We start from the raw sequence: 16,380 nt of genomic DNA, 5'->3' as shown, positions 1-16,380 counted from the left end.
GCGGGCGTGCCGCCGGAGTCTGGCAAGCTGGGCCCATGAACACGCTGCAGCTCCGCGAGGGCCGGGCGGGCGATGGGGCGGCGATCAGCGCCCTCATCGTCGAACTCGCGCCGGCCTTCTTCCTGTCGCCCGACGGCGCGGGCACCGAGCCCTTCCTGGCCTCGGTGTCCGCCTCCGCCGAGGCGGGCTACCTGGCCGATGCGCGCTACCGCTTCTGGGTGCTGGAGGCCACCGGCGGCACGCTCGCCGGCTTCATCGCCAGCCGCGACACCAGCCATCTCTTCCACCTCTTCGTGGCGCCGGCCTGGCAGGGCCAGGGCCTGGCGCGCCGCTTGTGGCGGGCCATGCAGGCTGGCGCGGCCGAGGCCGGGCACCGCGGTGGCTTCACCGTCAACGCCGCGCTGCCGGCCGTGGCGGTCTACGAGCGCTTCGGCTTCGTCGCCGAAGGGCCGGTGCAGCGGCAGCATGGCCTGGCCTTCCTGCCCATGCGTCATGCAGGCCCGGCCGGCGAGGCGGGGTGCGATGATGCCGGCCTTTCGCGCTGAACGCCGCCGCCCATGCCTTCCCTCGACACCCTGCTGGCCTTCCTGGCAACCGCCCTCGTGCTGGGCTTCACCCCCGGGCCCGACAACCTCTTCGTGCTGATGCAGTCCGCCACCCAGGGCCGGCGTGCCGGGCTTGTCGTGGTGCTGGGCCTGTGCACGGGCATCGTGGTGCACACCGCGGCCGTGGCCCTGGGCCTGGCGGCGCTGCTGGCCGCCTCGCCCCTGGCCTTCACGCTGATGAAGGCGGCCGGCGCGGCCTACCTGCTCTACCTGGCCTGGGGCGCCTGGCGCGCACCCGCCGCCTCGCTGCCGGGCAGCGCGCAGGCCCCGGCCCAGCCGCTGTCGGCCCTGTACCGGCGCGGCATCGTGATGAACCTCAGCAACCCCAAGGTGCTGCTCTTCTTCTTCGCCCTGCTGCCGCAGTTCGTGGCCGCAGACCGCGGCCCCGTGGCGCTGCAGCTGGGGGTGCTGGGCGCCGTGTTCATCCTCGCGACCCTGATCACCTTCGGCAGCATCGCCTTTGCGGCCGGCCTGCTGGGCGAGCGCCTGCGCCGTTCGCCGGGCCTGCAGCGCGGGCTCAACCGCTGCGCCGCCCTCGTCTTCGCCGGCCTGGCGCTGCGCCTGGCCACCGTGCAACGCTGAACCCACGCCCATGCTGCAGATCCGCCCGCTCCAGCCCGAGGACTCCCTGAGCGCCCTGACCGCGCTGCTGCACCGCGCCTATGCCCGCCTGGCGGCCCTGGGCCTGAACTACACCGCGGTCGACCAGGACGAGGCCACCACCGCCCGCCGCGTGGCCGGCGGCCATTGCCTGCTGGCCTTCTGGGAGGGGCAGCTGGCCGGCACCGTGCTGCTGCAGCCCACCTATGCGCAGAACGACTGCGCCTACTTCACCCGCCCCGGCGTGGCCGCCCTGCACCAGTTCGCGGTGGAGCCGGGCCTGCAAGGGCATGGCATCGGGCGTGCGCTCATGCAGGCGGGCGAGGACTGGGCCCGCGGCCAGGGCTTCGGCGAGCTGGCACTGGACACGGCCGAGCCGGCCACGCACCTCGTCTCTCTGTACCAGGGTCTCGGCTACGAGCCCGTCAGCCATGTGCAGTGGCCCGGCAAGGTCTACCGCAGCGTGGTGATGAGCAAGCGGCTGGGCACGCTGGCCGCCTGAGCGCATGCGCACGCTGCTGCTGGCCCTGATCCGGCTCTACCAGCGCCATCTCTCGCCCCGCAAGGGCTATGGCTGCGCCTACCGCCTGCATTGCGGCGGCGCGGGCTGCTCGGGCCTGGGCCTGCGCGCCATCCGCTGGAAAGGCAGCTGGACGGGCCTGTGGCTGCTTCGCGAACGTCTGGCGCGCTGCGCGGCGGTGCATGCGCAGGCGCATCCGCCGCGCCGTCCCCCGGCCCTGCAGCGTGGGGACTGCGACTGCGGCGGCTGCGACCTGCCCGGGGCGGACGGCTGCAGCGCTTGTGATGTGGGCGACGTCTGCGACCTGGGCGATGCCTGCGACTGCTGCGACGCCTGCGATGTCTTCGAGCGCAAGTCCCGCCGCGAGCAGCGCCGCAAGACCTTTCGCGGCCGCTTCAGCTGAAGCGGCCGCAGCTTGCGCGATGATGGCGCCATGAAGCTCCTCTCCACCCTGCTCCTCCTGATGAGCCTGGGCGCCGCCCAGGCCGCACCTACCGCGCCGGCCGTGCGCACCGAGATCCAGGGCCTGCTGCAGCGCCTGCAGGACTCCGGCTGCGAGTTCAACCGCAACGGCAGCTGGTACAGCGGCACCGAGGCGCGCAGCCATCTGCTCAAGAAGCTGGACTACCTGGAATCGCACGACAGCGCACCCCGGCGCAGCGAGGACTTCATCCAGCAGGCCGCCAGCACCAGCAGCATGAGCGGCAAGCCCTACCTCGTGCGCTGCGCCGCGGCCGCGCCGGTCCAGAGCAAGGACTGGCTGACGCAGGAGCTGCTCAAGCTGCGCGGTGGCAAGACCTGACCCCCCGCGTGCAGGGCGCTCCCGGCCGCAGTAGCATGGGCGCCTGCACCGAAGGAGTCGCCCCATGCTGAACCGCCGCACCCTGTTGATCGCCACGCCCCTGGGGCTTTCGCTGCCCGCCTGGGCCCTGGGGGAGAGCGAGGCCGCCAGCGGCATCCGCGCGGCCCTGGAACGCGGCGCGCAGGCGGCCGTGGCCCAGCTGGGCCGCCGGGACGGCTTCCTGGGGGATGACCGCGTGCGCATCGAGCTGCCGGATTCGCTCAAGGGCGCGGCCCGCCTGCTCAAGGCCACCGGCCAGGGCCACAAGCTCGACGAGCTGCTCACCGCCATGAACCGTGCCGCCGAGGCTGCCGTGCCCGAGGCGCGCGTGCTGCTGGTCAATGCCGCGAAGAACATGAGCGTGGAAGACGCCCTGAAGATCGTGAAGGGCGGGGACGACTCCGTCACCCAGTTCTTCGCCACCAAGACCCGCGCGCCCCTCACCGAGCGCTTCCTGCCCATCGTGACCCGCGCGACCGAGAAGCAGGCCCTGGCCGACAAGTACAACGCCGTGGCCGGCAAGGCCGCGGGCCTGGGCCTGGTGAAGCAGGACGACGCCAACATCCAGGGCTACGTCACCCGCCGCGCGCTGGACGGGCTCTTCTTCATGATCGGCGAGGAAGAGAAGCAGATCCGCCGCGACCCGGTGGGCACGGGCTCGGCGCTGCTGAAGAAGGTCTTCGGGGGCTGAGCGGCCGTGCGGGGCGGGTTGACCCTGTCCCGTGAACATGGGGGCTGCCGGGCCGGGCGCTTCACGGCGCTGTCACCGGGCTTCACAAAGATGCCGGGCTGGTCCTGCCTGGAGTCCCGCCATGTCCCGTCCCCTGCCCATCCCCTTCCCACGCACCCTGGCCCTGTGCCTCGGCCTGGCCCTGCCCGCTGCAGCGCAGGCCGCGCCGCTGCTGGCCATCGGCTCGCTCACGGGCCTGCATGACAAGTCCGGCCTGGCCGGCACCCTGGAGAACGGTCTGCCCGCCGACCTGCTGGGCGGCATGGGCTCGGCCCTGGCCTGGGCGGGCGGCAACACCTTCATCGCCCTGCCGGACCGCGGCCCCAACGCCACGGTCTACAACCCGGCGGTGGACAACACGGCCTCCTACATCAGCCGCTTCCACACCGTGCAGATGGACCTGAAGCTGGCCGCCAGCGGCGCGCTGCCCTTCACGCTCACGCCTACCCTGCAAGCCACCACGCTGCTGTCCAGCCCCACGCCGCTGGCCTACGGCTCGGGCGCGGCCTTCGGCCTGCCCAGTGGTGCCCCGGCGCAGAACACCGCCACGCGCCAGTACTTCACGGGCCGCTCCGACGGCTTCGACCCGGCCAGGTCTTCGCTGAGCCCGGACAACGCCCGCCTGGACCCCGAAGGCGCGCGCGTCTCCAATGACGGCAAAAGCGTCTTCATCAGCGATGAATACGGGCCCTATGTCTACCAGTTCGACCGCGCCACGGGCCAGCGCATCCGCAGCTATGCCCTGCCGGCCGAGCTGGGCGTGAAGGTGCTGGGCACCACCACGGCGGCCGAGGACAAGCCCGTCAACAGCAGCGGCCGCGTGGCCAACAAGGGCATGGAGGGCCTGGCCCTGACGCCCGACGGCAAGACCCTGGTCGGCGTGATGCAGGCCCCGCTGCTGCAGGACGGCAACAAGGTCATCCGCATCGTCACCATCGACGTGGCCAGCGGCGCCACGCACGAGTACGCCTACCAGCTGACCGAGGGCAGCGGCGTCAGCGAGATCCTGGCCCTCAACGACCATGAGTTCATCCTGGACGAGCGTGACGGCGCCGGCCTGGGTGACGGCTCGGCGGCCAAGACCAAGAAGCTGTTCAAGATCGACCTCAAGGGCGCTGCCGACATCAGCGGCAAGAAGGGCGACCTGCGCAGCTTCGCCGTCAAGAAGAGCCTGTTCCTGGATGTGGCCTCGACCCTGATAGGCGCCGGCGTCGGCATCAGCGCCGAGAGCGTGCCCGCCAAGATCGAGGGCCTCAGCTGGGGCGAGGACGTGGTCTAGAAGGGCCAGCTGCTGCACACGCTGTGGGTGGCCAATGACAACGACTTCCTGCCCCAGACGGCCGGCCCCAACAACTTCTACGTCTTCGGCATCAGCGATGCGGACCTCGCCGGCTCGGTCTATGTGCCCCAGGCGCTGAAGGCCGTGCCGGAGCCCGCCTCGCTGGCGATGGCACTGAGCGCACTGCTGCTGATGGGCGGCGCAGTGCGGCGCTCGCGGCGCTGATCGGTGGGGTCAGGTCTTGCCAAGCGGGACCGTCTCATCGTCCTGGAGGCCTGACATCGACAGCGCGAGGCGCAGATGCCCCTCGCAGCGCTGCAGCAGGGCGCGCGCTGCGGAGGCGTCCAGCCCGGCGCGCAGCATCAGCAGGGCCGGCTTGAGCTCGCCGTCGCAGGCCTGCAGCGCCGCCTGCGCCGCCTCCGGCGTGGCCCGGCCCACTCGCTCGGCCAGCGTCTGGGCGCGGCGGCGCAGCTTGGCGTTGCTGGCCCGCATGTCCACCATCCAGCAGCCGTGCACGCGGTGCAGGCCCACCATCAGGGCGCTGGAGAGCGTGTTCAGCGCAATCTTCTGGGCGGTGCCCGCCTTGAGCCGCGTGCTGCCGGCGATCAGTTCGGGGCCGGTGTCCAGCAGGATGCCGATGTCCGCCTGCGCCAGCAGGGGCGTGCCGGCGTTGTTGGCCAGGCCCAGGCTCAGCGCGCCGGCCTCGCGCGCCGCGGCCACGGCACCCAGCACATAGGGCGTGCCGCCCGAGGCGGCGAGGGCGATCACCACGTCGTCCGCCGTGAGGCCGAGGGCCTGCAGCTCGCGCCGGCCGGCGTCTGCGTCGTCCTCGGCGCCTTCCTGGGCCTCGAACATGGCGGCCGGGCCGCCCGCCATCAGGCCCAGGGCCCGTTCGCGCGGCCAGCTGAAGGTGGGCGTCAGCTCCACGCCATCCAGCACACCCAGGCGGCCCGAGGTGCCGGCGCCCACGTAGACCAGGCGACCGCCGCGGCGCAGGCGGGGCAGGGCGGCCTCCACCGCGGCCAGCAGCTGCGGCCGGGCGGCCTGCACGGCGGCCAGGGCCTGCTGCTGGTCATCGACGAGCCAGGTCAGCAGCTGCGGGGTCGGGCACTGGTCCAGCGCGGGGCCCTGGGGCGGCGGGCTTTCGGTCTTCAGCATCGCGTTCTCCGGCAGCGTGCCGCTACTTTAGGGCGTCTGGGCCCTGCCGCGCCTGCCGCGCCTGGTCGCAGCGGGGCTGTCTTGTTACATCTTTTTTGATGGCGGCAGTGTAAGTTCCCGATGCCGTGCGCGACAGACCCGCAGATCCAACGCGAACGGCCCCGGCCGCCGCGCCGGGTCTCCTACCCATCTCAACAGAGCAAACTCAGGAGAATCACATGCAACAAAGCCTCAAGACCGGCCTGTCCGTCGCCGCTGCCGCCGCCGCCCTGTTCGCCGCTGCCACCCTGCCCGCCCAGGCCGCCACGCCGGCTGACGACGGCATGGTGAAGTGCTCGGGCGTCAACAGCTGCAAGGGCACGTCCGAGTGCAAGACGGCCAAGAACGAGTGCAAGGGCCACAACAGCTGCAAGGGCCAGGGCTGGGTCAAGAAGTCCGAAGCCGAGTGCAAGAAGGCTGGCGGCACCGTCCAGAAGTAAGCCCTTCCCGCCCTCCCCGGGGTCGGTGCGCCGCCCGCTGTCATCGGTGGCGGCCGACCCTGCTGAACGAGCATCCCCATGCATGCACGCCCCATCGAAGGCTTCGGCCTGGGACTGCGCGTCGAGCACTACCAGGCGCTCGCCGAGCCCCTGGACCCGACCTTGCGCCCGCAGTGGCTGGAGATCATCTCCGAGAACTACCTGGTGCCCGGCGGCAAGCCCCTGCACCACCTGGAACGCCTGCGCCGCGACTATCCCGTGGTGATGCACGGCGTGTCCCTGTCCATCGGCAGCAGCGACCCGCTGGACCGCGCCTACCTGCGCGAGCTGCGCGCCCTGGCCGAGCGTCTCGAGCCGGGCTGGGTGTCCGACCACCTCTGCTGGGGCGGTGTGGACCACCGCCACCTGCACGACCTGCTGCCCCTGCCCTACACCGAGGCCACGCTGCGCCACCTGCTGCCGCGCATCGCCGAAGTCCAGGAGCTGCTGGGCCGCCCGCTGGTGCTGGAGAACGTCTCCAGCTATGTGCGCTATGCCCAGGACGAGATGGGCGAGGCCGACTTCATCGCCGAACTCCTCAAGCGCAGCGGCGCGCAGCTGCTGCTGGACGTCAACAACGTCTACGTCTCCAGCCGCAACCACGGTTTCGACCCGCGCGTCTTCATCGACGCCATGCCGCCCGAGCGCGTGCGCCAGATCCACCTTGCGGGCCACGAGGACCAGGGCGAGCTGCTGATCGACACCCACGACCACCCCGTCTGTGACGCCGTCTGGCAGCTCTATGCCTACACGCTGCAGCGCCTGGGCCCCGTGCCCACCATGATCGAGCGCGACGACCACATCCCGCCCCTGCCCGAGCTGCTGCAGGAGCTGGACCTGGCGCGGCAGCTGTCCCGCCGCGTGCTGGCGGGCTGGCGGGAGGCCGCATGAGCGCGGCCCTGCTCGCGAGCCAGCGCCACCTGCAGGCGCTGCTGATGGGCGAGGCGCCCGGCGATCCCGGCGGCCTGCTGGATGAAGCCTCGCACCGCGGCCTGGCCGTCTACCGTCATGCCTACCGGGCGCGGCTGCTCGAGGCCCTGCGCGACAACTACCCCGTGCTGGCCCAGGTCATGGGCGACGAGGACTTCGACGCCCTGGCCGCCGCCTACCTCAAGGCCCACCCCTCCCGCTTCGCCTCCATCCGCTGGTACGGCGACGGCCTGGCGGACTTCATGGCCTCGGAGGCCGAGGTGGCCCACCCCGCCTTCATCGACGTCGCCCGCATGGACTGGGCCCTGCGCGGCGTCTTCGATGCGGCGGACGACGAAGCGCTGCCGATCGAGTCCCTACAGCAGCTGGCCCCCGAGGCCTGGCCGACGCTGCGCCTGCAGCCCCGCGCCAGCGCCCGCTGCCTGTTGTTGGACTGGGCCGTCGAGCCCGCCTGGGCCGCGCTCGCGCGCCATGCGCAGCAGCTCGACGCTGGCGAGGTCGAGGAAGAGCCCGAGCTGCCCGCGCCCGAGCCCCTGGCCCATCGCCTGCTGGCCTGGCGCCCGCAGCTGGAGACGCGCTGGCGCTCGCTGGAGCCTGGGGAGGGCGCCCTGGTCGCGGCCGTGTTCGAGGGCGTCGACTGGACCCGCCTCGGCGAGATCGCCGTCGCGCAGTGGGGCGAGGCCGAGGCCCCCGCGCGGCTGGTGGCCTGCCTGCAGCAATGGGTGCAGGAGGGCTGGCTGCGCGCGCGGGCGTGATCGCCCAATAGCCGAGCCCTGGCACAGGGTTTGCCGCGGCGGCATGATGCGTTCTCTGACGTTATCCAAGGACAGCCATGCGCGCTCCCGCTCTTCTCCTGATGTCGGCCCTGCTGGCTGCCGGCTCCGCCCAAGCCGCCCTCAAGCCCGGTGACGCCGCCCCGGACTTCAGCGCCGATGCCGCCCTGGCCGGCGAGCCCTACCGCTTCCAGCTGGCCGAGGCCCTGAAGAAGGGGCCGGTGGTCCTGTACTTCTATCCCAAGGCCTTCACCAGCGGCTGCACGGTCGAGGCGCACCAGTTCGCCGAGGCCACGCCCAGGTTCCAGGCGCTGGGGGTCACGGTGATCGGCATCTCCAACGATGACATCGCCACGCTCAAGCGCTTCAGCGTGGAGGCCTGCCGCAAGCAGTTCGCCGTCGCGGCGGATGCGGGGGCCAAGGTCATGAAGGCCTATGACGCCAAGCTGCTGATGATGGCGGACACGGCCGACCGCATCTCCTACTTCATCGTGCCGCCGGGCCGCATTGCCGCGGTGCACGCCAGGATGAGCGCCGACGGGCATGTCGAGGCCATGATGAAGGCCGCCGAAGCCTGGAAGGCCGGCCGGTGAGTGCGCGGCGGCGCGCCCTGCTGGGTGGCGCCGCGGTGCTGCTGCTGTCGGCCTGCGCCGCGCCGGGGCCGGCGGCTCTTCCCGAGGCTCGCGCCGAGGGGCCCCTGCCCGAGCCGGGCGAGGGCCAGCTGTGGCGCCTCGACCCGGCCCGCTCCCAGTTGCAGGTCCTGGCCTTCCGCCAGGGCGCGCTGGCAGGCCTGGGCCACAACCATGTGCTGACCGCGCCACGCCTGCAGGGCTGGCTGCAGCTGCCTGCGCAGGCGCAGGACCCCCTGCAGCTGAACGCCGCGCAGCTGGCGCGCTCCCGCTTCGCCCTGGCCCTGCGCCTGGACGAGCTGCAGCTCGACGAGCCGGCGCAGCGTGCCCGCCTGGGCCCGGGCTTCGCCTCGGTGCCCGGCGCCGAGGCCATCGCCGCGACGCGCGCCAATCTGCTGGGCGAATCGATGCTGGAGGCCGCGCGCTTCCCCTGGCTGCGCGTGCAGTCGGTCGAGCTGCTGGGCGAGGGGGCGACGGTGCTGGCCGAGATCGAGCTTGACTGGCACGGCCGGCAGCAGCGCTGGCGCCTGCCGCTGGCGCTGAGCCTGGAACCCTCGTCAGGGTCCGGGGGTCAGGTCTTGCGCGTGCAGGGCCAGATGGCCTTGCGGCTGACGGATTTCGGCATCCGGCCGCTGAGCCTGCTGGGCGGGATGCTGGCGGTGCAGGACGGCATTGGGGTCAACCTGGATCTCGCTCTGCGCCCGCGCTGACAGAATGGCGCCCCGCCCCGGGGACGCTTCCCGGGCCGCCTGCCAAGCCAGCTCATGACGCCTACCCACTACCGCAGCTTCCGCTATGCCTTCTGGCCGATGTGGCGGGGCCAGCTGTCGCTGTGCATGGCCGGCATCGGTGCCGTGCTGGTGCTGAAGTCGGCCTGGACGGGCGCCCCCATCCGGCGCCCCGACCTGCTCCTGCATGTGGCCATGGGTCTGATGCTGGCCCTGATCATGTGCGGGCCGGTGCACGCCTTCCGCTTCCGGGTTGGTCCGCAAGGTCTGCATACCTTCGACATCCGGGGCCGCTGGCAGACCTTGCCGTGGCCGGCCATCCGTGCGGTCGAGCCGGCCAGGCTGCTGCTGCTCGCGCACCTGAAGATCCATGTGGACGGGGAGCGGCGCAGCTTCTGGCTGCCGCTGATGCTGGCGGACCTGGAGGGCCTGCACCAGGCCGTGGTCGATGCCGCCGGTGCCGAGCATCCGCTCGCGCGGGCCCTGCCACGTCCGGCACGGGCGAGCTGGCGCCACTGAGCGCGGTTCGGGCCGCTTAAGTCCTTGCTAAGCGCGGCGCGCGATGCTGGCGCTCCCTTGTGAGGAGACACCCATGAAGATGCCCGCGAAACAATGGCTCCGTGAGAACCGCGGCTTCCTGGTTTTCCTGCTGTGCTTCGGCTTCTTCCGCACGGCCATCGCGGACTGGAACCCCATCCCGACCGGCTCCATGCGCCCCAATCTGCTGGAGGGCGACGTGGTGCTGGTCAACCGCCTGGCCTACGACTTCAAGCTGCCGCTGAGTGAGGTCGTCATCGCCCGGCTGGGCGAGGTGCAGCGCGGCGACATCATCACCTTCAGCTCCCCCAAGGATGGCACCCGCCTGATCAAGCGCGTGGTGGCCGTGGGCGGGGACCAGGTCGAGATGCGCGACGAGCGGCTCTACATCAACGGCGAGGCCGCCCGCTACGAGGACGAGACCGCCGTCCGCGAGCCCGTGGCCGGCCTGGGCGAGTGGCCGGCGCGCCGCGTGCAGGAGCATGTGGGCGGCCAGCGGCGGCAGGTGCAGTGGCTGGATGGCGTCCATGCCCGCTCCAGCTTCGCGCCCTTGACCGTGCCGCCGGACCAGCTGCTGGTGCTGGGCGACAACCGCGACAACAGCGCCGACTCCCGCTACATCGGCCTCGTGCCCCGCCAGGCGGTGATCGGACGGGCGCACCACATCCTGGCCTCGGCCGACATCGAGGGCTTCTGGGCACCGCGATTTGATCGGTTCGGGATGGCGCTGAGGTGAGGGCTGCTGCGCAGCAAGCTCGGACGGTCGATGCTGCACATCGCGCCGCCGGTGATGTGCCTACTGCGGACGTCTGTAGTCCGCGGACTGGACCTCATGCATTCTTGACCTGGGCCTCAAGGCAGGGTTGCGCCCAGCCGACCGCAGGATCCGTAGCGCGCTGGGCCTGATCCGGCTACCCTGTCACTGGGCGGCGCCCCTGTGTCGAATCCACGGGTCCTTGATCGTCGTACGCCTGAAGCTCCACCCTGGTGGGGCCTTCTCCCGGACTACATCAAGGAGCTCCCATGCCCAAAACCCTTTTCATCAGCCTGCCCGTCAGCAATGTCGCGGCCTCGACCACCTTCTACGAAGCCCTGGGCTTCACCCGCAATCCGCAGATGAGCGACGACAGCGGGTCCTGCATGGTCTGGAACGAGGCCGTCAGCGTCATGCTGGTCGGCCATGCCAAGTGGCGCACCTTCACCCAGCGGCCCTTCCCGCCGCCCGGCTGCGCCGACCACATGCTCTCGCTGGCCCTGGAGAGCCGGGCGGCGGTCGACGCCATGAACGAGGCGGCCGCGGCCCACGGCGGCACGGCCGACGTGAACCCGATGGAGGACCACGGCTTCATGTACACCCGCGACCTGGCCGACCCGGACGGCCACATGTGGGCCGCGCTCTGGATGGACCCGGCCGCGATGCCCGGCGCCGGCCAGTGAACCGGCGGCCCTGGCTCAGCCGATGAGCCAGGGCGTCAGACCGCGCGGCAGACGCCCCCCGTGGCTGGCGCCCTCAGGCCGGCCGGGGGCGCGGTATCGGGATGCCCTCCCCGCAGGAGATCTCGCCCGGCACCTGCCACTCCGGCGTGGGCTGCTCGCCCAGCTTGAAGCTGCCGTACTTGAGCTTGGCATGCGCGGACATCAGGCCGGGACGCAGCGCGCGGATGCGGGCATCGCGGACCACCAGCTGCAGAGACTTGAAACGCGCCGTCAGCTCCAGGGTGAAGCGCAGGTCCGGCAAGGGAACGCCGCCGGCCGTGAGATGCAGCAGGGGGGTGTTGGTCGAGGTGATCTCGACCTCATGCAGCGTCACGATCGCATCCTGGCCCGGTGGATGACGGGCCGGGTCCGCGCATTCCAGGACCTCCCGGAACTTCAGCCAGGCCTCGGCCAGGATCTCGAACAGGTCGGTGTCCAGCGCCTCGTTGAGCCGCTCGGCCGCCTTGGCCGCCACGAAGCCGCTCAGGCTGGGTCCGGCCTCGCGAGCCTGGCCGTCATCTCCCGGCTTGCCCGGCTTCGCCGCCTCGGCAGCCTCCCGGTCCCGGGCCTCCGCGCCTTGCTCCACGAGGGCCTGCGTGAACTGGAACAGCTGGTGCAGGGTGACGCTGCTCATGGCGATGTCTCCTGGTGCTCATGGACCTGGACCGGCCCGCGCAGCAATGAGGCGCGCAGCCCGAGGGTGGGGGCCTCGGGGCCGCTGGCCTGCGCCGTCAGGGGCCGGGTGTTGAAGTGGATGCTGGCGGACAGCTGGACGTCCCCGGCAGCGGGCGCAGGGTCGGGATCAGGCCGGGACCGCAGTCCCCGCCATGCCGCGGCCACCGTGGCGGCGGCGACGAGGCCGCCCGCGGCCCAGATCCACGCGGGCAGGACCAGCGTGAGCAGCACCGTGCTGCCGCGCTTCACCGCGGTGCCGGCGGCCGGCGCGCTGGTGTCGACCCGGGCGAGCGCCCAGTCGGGGCCTGTTGCGATGGCCGGCTGGAGGCCGCCAGCCTGCAGCAGGGCGCCGGCCTCGTCACGGCTGAGGCCCTGCAGGGTGGGGACGGTGACGACGGACCCGTTGGAGAGGCGCAGCCGCACGGCGCTGCCGGCCGCGACGCGGGCATGGGCGGGCGGGGTCTGCTCCAGCACCTGCCCGGCCGGCAGCGGGCTGTCGGCCTCGGTGGTGCCGAGGCTGAAGCGCTGCAGGGCGGCCTGGGCCTCGGCCAGGGGGCGGCCCACGACGTCCGGCACCTCCAGGCCCGCCGAGGCCCGCAGCGTCACCGCGCTGTCGCGCTTCACGACGCTGCCGGGCGCCGGCTCCTGGCCCGTCACCTGGCCGATCGGGGCGTCCGAGGGCTCGTCATCGACCTGCTGGACCTGCCCCTCCAGGCCCGCCTCGACCAGCGCCCGGCGCGCCGCCGCCAGCGGCAGGCTCACGACGCCGGGCACCTCCACGAGCGAGCCGTCGGACACCCGCAGCTCCACGACGCTGCCGCGCCGGACCTGCGTGCCGGCCGCCGGTTGCTGGCTGAGCACCTCGTCCCGGGGTCGCACGCTGGCCTGGGGTGTCGCGTTGAGCCCCAGGCCCTTGGGCAGCCGGCGCCTCGCCTCGTCAAGGCCGGTGCCGACGAGCTCGGGCAGCACGAGCGGCGGCGCATAGGGCAGCGTGACCTTCACCGTGCTTCCCCGCATCACCGCGGCGCCGGCCCGGGGCTCCTGGTCGATGATGAGGCCGGGCGTGTCGTCCGAGGTGCGCGCGGCGGAGCTCATGCGCAGGCCGTACTGCGCCAGCTGGCGCAGGGCGTCGTCGGAGGTCTGGCCCAGCACGGCCGGCACCTGGACGCAGCGGCCGCTCTCGATGAGGCGCTGCGCCAGGCGGCCGGTCTGGCCCCGGCAGGGGTCCGTCTGCGCCAGCGCAGCCTTGGGCGCCAGCTGCGCCTTCTGCGTCAGCGGCGCCGTCTGCGCCAGCGCCACGGACACGGCCGCCATCAGCAGGCCGACGAGGACGACGGCCCCGCTGCGCGTTGGAACTCGAATGTCCATTCGATGCCTCCCCGGGGGCAGTCTGGCGGCAGGGGCAGGGGGGTCAATCCCTAGCTTGGGCCGACCCGTCGGAGGGTTCGCGGCGCAGGCGCTCGGGGCCAGGCAACAAAAAGGGCGCCCCGCGGGGCGCCCTTGTCTTCAGCCCAGGCCGCTTCAGGCCTTGGCGTTCATGCCCAGCAGCCGGCGGTACAGCAGCAGACCCAGGCCCGCGAAGGCCAGGCCGCCCAGCCACTTGCTGGCGGTGTGGAAGCTGTCGCCCACCAGGGCCAGAGGCTCGCCCTGGCCGGAGAAGACGACGATGGCGGCCAGGATCACGCCGATCAGGCTCTCGCCCACGATCATGCCGGAGGCCAGCAGCACGCCCAGCTGCTTGGTGGCCTCGGGCTTTGCACTGCGCTCGGCACGGCGGTCGAAGTACCAGCCGGCGACGGCGCCCACCACGATCATCAGCGTGCTGTTGAGCGGCAGGTAGATGCCCAGGCCGATGGCCAGGGGCGGCAGGTAGACCTTGCCGCGGCTGGAGCGCTTCAGGAACTCGTCCACCACGATGGCGGTGACACCGATCAGAGCACCGATGCCGATCAGGTTCCAGTTCAGGTCACCCTGGATCACGCCCTTGGCCAGCGCCGAGATCAGCGCGGCCTGCGGTGCGGCGAGGGCCGTGGCCGGGTTCGCGCCGGGCGCGCCGGCGAAGCCGTAGGCCTTGTTCAGCAGGTCCAGCACCGGCGGGATCACCACCGCGCCGGCCAGCACGCCGATGATCAGGGCCACCTGCTGGCGCCAGGGCGTGGCGTCCACCAGCTGGCCAGTCTTCAGGTCCTGCAGGTTGTCGTTGGAGATGGTGGCCACGGCGAAGACCACGGCCGTCACGAAGAGGGCAAAGGCCACCAGGGCCTGGCCGGCGGTGGCCGGCAGCAGCGGCTTGACGACAAAGGCCAGCAGCAGGGCGATGCCCAGCACCACCAGGATGCCCACGCCCGACAGCGGGCTGTTGGACGAGCCGATCAGGCCGGCCATGTAGCCGCACACGGCAGCCACGAAGAAGCTCATCAGCACGATGTAGACCAGGCCGCCCACGACCAGCAGGGCCATGTGGTCACCCAGGCCGGCGCCGCCGATGAAGTGCGACAGCATGAAGCCGATGGGCAGCAGGCAGGCCGCGGTGATCAGGCCCACCGTCCCGATGGGGATGTCGCGCTCGGTGCGCGGCAGGCTGGCGCCCTGGCCGGCCTTGCGGACCTTGTTGGCCATCAGCGCGCCATGCAGGCCGTCGAAGACCGGACGGGCCAGCTTGACCAGGGTCCACAGGGCGGCCACGCCGATGGCGCCCGCGCCGAGGAAGCGCACCTGCTTGCTCCACACGGTGCGTGCGATGTCCTGGATCGGGCCGGAGCCTTCCACCAGGCCGCTGAGGTAGGGCACGGCGCCGCCCCAGGCGATCAGCGCCCCGACCAGGATGGCCAGGCCCACCCACAGGCCCACCAGGTGGCCCACGGCCAGCAGCGCGAAGCTGAGATTGAAGTCGTAGCCGCTGGCGCTGTTGGAGTGGCTGGAGACGCGGAAGAAGTCGGCGATCTTGTCGATGAAGATCTTGGTGGCGATCACCACCGCGAAGCCCGCCGAGACCAGGGAGCCCATCACGATGGCGCGCAGGCCCTGGCGGCTGCTCTCACCGGCGGCCTCGCCGTCGGCATGGCCGACCTTGAGCACCTCGGCGCAGGCCACGCCCTCGGGGTAGGGCAGGGGTGAGTTGGTGACGAGGGCGCGGCGCAGGGGGATGGAGTACATCACGCCCAGCACGCCGCCCAGCGCGCAGATGGTGACGGACACCCAGTAGGGGAAGCCCGTCCACCAGCCGATCATCACCAGCCCGGGCAGCACGAAGATGATTGAAGACAGCGTGCCCGCCGAGGAGGCGATGGTCTGCACGATGTTGGTCTCGCCGATGGAGTTCCCCGCGAAGCGCCGCAGCAGGGCCATGGAGATCACGGCGGCCGGGATGGAGGTCGCGAAGGTCAGGCCGGCCTTGAGGCCGAAGTAGACGTTGGCCGCGGTGAAGACCAGGGTGATGAGGATGCCCAGCACGATGCCGCGCAGGGTCAGTTCGCTTCCCAGGGCGACAGGGGGGTGGGACGTGGGTGTCTGAGGCGAGCTCATGGCACGGCTTCCTTGTTGGCGTGGCGGGCCCGCCCGGTGGGCAGGCTCCGGAAGCCGGCATCATCGCGCGAGTGGGCGCGGCCGGGATCGGGTCGACTACGGGGTGGGCGGCTGCCGCCCCGGCCGGCCGGACCGGCCCGGGGGCCAGGTCTTGCTCAGGCGCCCGGTGCGGGCGGGGCCCCGGGGCGCAGGCGGTGCACCATCAGGTCCTTGTCCAGCACGCGCCCGTCAGGCAGCACGATGGCGCCCTCCAGCCGGCCGTAGCGGGCGAAGCCGCAGCGCTCATAGAGCCGGCGCGCGGGCCGGTTGCTGCGGGTCACGCTGAGGGTCACCAGCTGCAGGGCCTCGTCCTGGGCCAGCAGGGCCAGGGCCGCCTGCATGAGGGCGCGCCCCAGACCGCGGCCCTGGGCGGCCTCGTCCACCATCATCCCGACGATATGGGCGATGTGGCGGATCTTGGCGCGGCTGTCGCGCTCGGCGGAGAGTGCGCCCAGCAGCTGCGGGCCGTCCCAGGCCAGCAAGGTGAAGAGGCAGTGGCCGGCGCCGCTGAGGCGGCTGCGGTAGCTCTCGGCGTCACGGCCGCGCTCGGCGGCGGCGTCCGAGGTGAAGGCCTCCTCGTGACGGGCCAGCATGGCGTCGCGCAGGGCCTTGTAGGTCTTGAGGTCGGCTTCGCGCATCAGGCGGATCTCCAGCCCGGGCGGCAGGTCCTGGGCAATGCGGGAGCGCGGGGCGGCAGGAAACGTGGACATGGGACAAGCATAGGTCATGCGCGGTGCGGGCCTGTCAGGCCTTGCAGCTTGGCGACGGAACGTCCTTTGCCATCATGGCGCGGCGGCGTCGCCAGGGGGCTCTGCCC

21 protein-coding genes are annotated in these 16,380 nt (G+C 72.0%); 16 read left to right on the top strand and 5 right to left on the bottom strand.

Annotation, left to right across the window (positions count from 1 at the left end; all coding sequences use genetic code 11):
- Positions 1–35 precede the first annotated feature (35 nt).
- From O9Y01_RS15260 to O9Y01_RS15225, 8 genes are all read left to right on the top strand, one after another.
- A complete protein-coding gene (locus O9Y01_RS15260) occupies positions 36–545 on the top strand; it encodes a GNAT family N-acetyltransferase (RefSeq protein WP_269632465.1) in 510 nt (169 codons plus the stop codon).
- 12 nt (positions 546–557) lie between these two features.
- Positions 558–1,187: a LysE family translocator gene (locus O9Y01_RS15255; protein ID WP_269632464.1), complete on the top strand. Its 630-nt coding sequence runs from the start codon at positions 558–560 to the stop codon at positions 1,185–1,187.
- Positions 1,188–1,197: 10 nt separating this feature from the next.
- Entirely contained in the window at positions 1,198–1,707 is a 510-nt protein-coding gene (locus tag O9Y01_RS15250; RefSeq protein WP_269632463.1) for a GNAT family N-acetyltransferase, read from the top strand.
- Positions 1,708–1,711: 4 nt separating this feature from the next.
- On the top strand, positions 1,712–2,128 hold the full coding sequence (gene yidD / locus O9Y01_RS15245) for a membrane protein insertion efficiency factor YidD (protein WP_269632462.1): 417 nt from the start codon (positions 1,712–1,714) through the stop codon (positions 2,126–2,128).
- 30 nt (positions 2,129–2,158) lie between these two features.
- Positions 2,159–2,527, top strand: a complete 369-nt coding sequence (locus O9Y01_RS15240) for a DUF5329 domain-containing protein (RefSeq protein ID WP_269632460.1) — start codon at positions 2,159–2,161, stop codon at positions 2,525–2,527.
- A 64-nt stretch (positions 2,528–2,591) separates the two neighbouring features.
- Positions 2,592–3,257: a DUF4197 domain-containing protein gene (locus O9Y01_RS15235; RefSeq protein ID WP_269632459.1), complete on the top strand. Its 666-nt coding sequence runs from the start codon at positions 2,592–2,594 to the stop codon at positions 3,255–3,257.
- A 121-nt stretch (positions 3,258–3,378) separates the two neighbouring features.
- Positions 3,379–4,575 (top strand): esterase-like activity of phytase family protein, encoded by a 1,197-nt coding sequence (locus O9Y01_RS15230; RefSeq protein WP_269632458.1) that lies wholly within the window; start codon positions 3,379–3,381, stop codon positions 4,573–4,575.
- Positions 4,576–4,602: 27 nt separating this feature from the next.
- Entirely contained in the window at positions 4,603–4,800 is a 198-nt protein-coding gene (locus tag O9Y01_RS15225; protein ID WP_269632457.1) for a PEP-CTERM sorting domain-containing protein, read from the top strand.
- Between the two features lie 9 nt (positions 4,801–4,809).
- Here O9Y01_RS15225 and O9Y01_RS15220 read toward each other — a convergent pair whose 3' ends face one another.
- Positions 4,810–5,733, bottom strand: a complete 924-nt coding sequence (locus O9Y01_RS15220; RefSeq protein WP_269632456.1) for an N-acetylmuramic acid 6-phosphate etherase — start codon at positions 5,731–5,733, stop codon at positions 4,810–4,812.
- Between the two features lie 218 nt (positions 5,734–5,951).
- Between O9Y01_RS15220 and bufA2 the strand changes: the two genes are divergently transcribed.
- From bufA2 to O9Y01_RS15180, 8 genes are all read left to right on the top strand, one after another.
- Positions 5,952–6,212, top strand: a complete 261-nt coding sequence (bufA2, locus tag O9Y01_RS15215; protein WP_269632455.1) for a BufA2 family periplasmic bufferin-type metallophore — start codon at positions 5,952–5,954, stop codon at positions 6,210–6,212.
- A gap of 78 nt (positions 6,213–6,290) precedes the next feature.
- A complete protein-coding gene (gene bufB / locus O9Y01_RS15210; RefSeq protein ID WP_269632454.1) occupies positions 6,291–7,142 on the top strand; it encodes an MNIO family bufferin maturase in 852 nt (283 codons plus the stop codon).
- Positions 7,139–7,936: an HvfC/BufC N-terminal domain-containing protein gene (locus tag O9Y01_RS15205; RefSeq protein WP_269632453.1), complete on the top strand. Its 798-nt coding sequence runs from the start codon at positions 7,139–7,141 to the stop codon at positions 7,934–7,936. The genes bufB and O9Y01_RS15205 overlap by 4 nt, the downstream gene beginning before the upstream one ends.
- Positions 7,937–8,013: 77 nt before the next feature.
- On the top strand, positions 8,014–8,547 hold the full coding sequence (locus O9Y01_RS15200) for a peroxiredoxin (RefSeq protein WP_269632452.1): 534 nt from the start codon (positions 8,014–8,016) through the stop codon (positions 8,545–8,547).
- Positions 8,544–9,293, top strand: a complete 750-nt coding sequence (locus O9Y01_RS15195; RefSeq protein ID WP_269632451.1) for a YceI family protein — start codon at positions 8,544–8,546, stop codon at positions 9,291–9,293. Before O9Y01_RS15200 ends, O9Y01_RS15195 begins: the two co-directional genes overlap by 4 nt.
- Positions 9,294–9,347: 54 nt before the next feature.
- Positions 9,348–9,830, top strand: a complete 483-nt coding sequence (locus O9Y01_RS15190) for a hypothetical protein (RefSeq protein WP_269632450.1) — start codon at positions 9,348–9,350, stop codon at positions 9,828–9,830.
- A gap of 73 nt (positions 9,831–9,903) precedes the next feature.
- Complete coding sequence (lepB, locus tag O9Y01_RS15185; RefSeq protein ID WP_269632449.1) at positions 9,904–10,584, top strand: signal peptidase I; 681 nt, start codon at positions 9,904–9,906, stop codon at positions 10,582–10,584.
- 287 nt (positions 10,585–10,871) lie between these two features.
- A complete protein-coding gene (locus O9Y01_RS15180) occupies positions 10,872–11,285 on the top strand; it encodes a VOC family protein (RefSeq protein WP_269632448.1) in 414 nt (137 codons plus the stop codon).
- Positions 11,286–11,358: 73 nt separating this feature from the next.
- Here the strand turns inward: O9Y01_RS15180 and O9Y01_RS15175 are convergent, their stop codons facing one another.
- From O9Y01_RS15175 to O9Y01_RS15160, 4 genes are all read right to left on the bottom strand, one after another.
- Complete coding sequence (locus tag O9Y01_RS15175) at positions 11,359–11,958, bottom strand: hypothetical protein (protein ID WP_269632447.1); 600 nt, start codon at positions 11,956–11,958, stop codon at positions 11,359–11,361.
- Positions 11,955–13,367 (bottom strand): PASTA domain-containing protein, encoded by a 1,413-nt coding sequence (locus O9Y01_RS15170; protein ID WP_269632446.1) that lies wholly within the window; start codon positions 13,365–13,367, stop codon positions 11,955–11,957. The genes O9Y01_RS15175 and O9Y01_RS15170 overlap by 4 nt, the downstream gene beginning before the upstream one ends.
- A gap of 153 nt (positions 13,368–13,520) precedes the next feature.
- Positions 13,521–15,524 (bottom strand): OPT family oligopeptide transporter, encoded by a 2,004-nt coding sequence (locus O9Y01_RS15165; RefSeq protein WP_269632445.1) that lies wholly within the window; start codon positions 15,522–15,524, stop codon positions 13,521–13,523.
- A 155-nt stretch (positions 15,525–15,679) separates the two neighbouring features.
- Complete coding sequence (locus tag O9Y01_RS15160; protein WP_269632444.1) at positions 15,680–16,273, bottom strand: GNAT family N-acetyltransferase; 594 nt, start codon at positions 16,271–16,273, stop codon at positions 15,680–15,682.
- Between the last annotated feature and the right edge of the window lie 107 nt (positions 16,274–16,380).

Source organism: Pelomonas sp. BJYL3 (assembly GCF_027257975.1).
GTDB classification, from domain to species: domain Bacteria; phylum Pseudomonadota; class Gammaproteobacteria; order Burkholderiales; family Burkholderiaceae_C; genus Roseateles_B; species Roseateles_B flavus.
Note: the sequence above shows the minus strand (reverse complement) of the source record. Positions and strands in the feature narration are given on the sequence as shown.

Excerpts from the sequence above, each read along its gene's own strand:
- O9Y01_RS15260 (WP_269632465.1), top strand. The coding sequence starts at position 36 with ATGAACACGCTGCAGCTCCGCGAGGGCCGGGCGGGCGATGGGGCGGCG.
- O9Y01_RS15255 (WP_269632464.1), top strand. The coding sequence starts at position 558 with ATGCCTTCCCTCGACACCCTGCTGGCCTTCCTGGCAACCGCCCTCGTG.
- O9Y01_RS15250 (WP_269632463.1), top strand. The coding sequence starts at position 1,198 with ATGCTGCAGATCCGCCCGCTCCAGCCCGAGGACTCCCTGAGCGCCCTG.
- yidD (WP_269632462.1), top strand. The coding sequence starts at position 1,712 with ATGCGCACGCTGCTGCTGGCCCTGATCCGGCTCTACCAGCGCCATCTC.
- O9Y01_RS15240 (WP_269632460.1), top strand. The coding sequence starts at position 2,159 with ATGAAGCTCCTCTCCACCCTGCTCCTCCTGATGAGCCTGGGCGCCGCC.
- O9Y01_RS15235 (WP_269632459.1), top strand. The coding sequence starts at position 2,592 with ATGCTGAACCGCCGCACCCTGTTGATCGCCACGCCCCTGGGGCTTTCG.
- O9Y01_RS15230 (WP_269632458.1), top strand. The coding sequence starts at position 3,379 with ATGTCCCGTCCCCTGCCCATCCCCTTCCCACGCACCCTGGCCCTGTGC.
- O9Y01_RS15220 (WP_269632456.1), bottom strand. The coding sequence starts at position 5,733 with ATGCTGAAGACCGAAAGCCCGCCGCCCCAGGGCCCCGCGCTGGACCAG.
- bufA2 (WP_269632455.1), top strand. The coding sequence starts at position 5,952 with ATGCAACAAAGCCTCAAGACCGGCCTGTCCGTCGCCGCTGCCGCCGCC.
- bufB (WP_269632454.1), top strand. The coding sequence starts at position 6,291 with ATGCATGCACGCCCCATCGAAGGCTTCGGCCTGGGACTGCGCGTCGAG.
- O9Y01_RS15205 (WP_269632453.1), top strand. The coding sequence starts at position 7,139 with ATGAGCGCGGCCCTGCTCGCGAGCCAGCGCCACCTGCAGGCGCTGCTG.
- O9Y01_RS15200 (WP_269632452.1), top strand. The coding sequence starts at position 8,014 with ATGCGCGCTCCCGCTCTTCTCCTGATGTCGGCCCTGCTGGCTGCCGGC.
- O9Y01_RS15190 (WP_269632450.1), top strand. The coding sequence starts at position 9,348 with ATGACGCCTACCCACTACCGCAGCTTCCGCTATGCCTTCTGGCCGATG.
- lepB (WP_269632449.1), top strand. The coding sequence starts at position 9,904 with ATGAAGATGCCCGCGAAACAATGGCTCCGTGAGAACCGCGGCTTCCTG.
- O9Y01_RS15180 (WP_269632448.1), top strand. The coding sequence starts at position 10,872 with ATGCCCAAAACCCTTTTCATCAGCCTGCCCGTCAGCAATGTCGCGGCC.
- O9Y01_RS15175 (WP_269632447.1), bottom strand. The coding sequence starts at position 11,958 with ATGAGCAGCGTCACCCTGCACCAGCTGTTCCAGTTCACGCAGGCCCTC.
- O9Y01_RS15170 (WP_269632446.1), bottom strand. The coding sequence starts at position 13,367 with ATGGACATTCGAGTTCCAACGCGCAGCGGGGCCGTCGTCCTCGTCGGC.
- O9Y01_RS15165 (WP_269632445.1), bottom strand. The coding sequence starts at position 15,524 with ATGAGCTCGCCTCAGACACCCACGTCCCACCCCCCTGTCGCCCTGGGA.
- O9Y01_RS15160 (WP_269632444.1), bottom strand. The coding sequence starts at position 16,273 with ATGTCCACGTTTCCTGCCGCCCCGCGCTCCCGCATTGCCCAGGACCTG.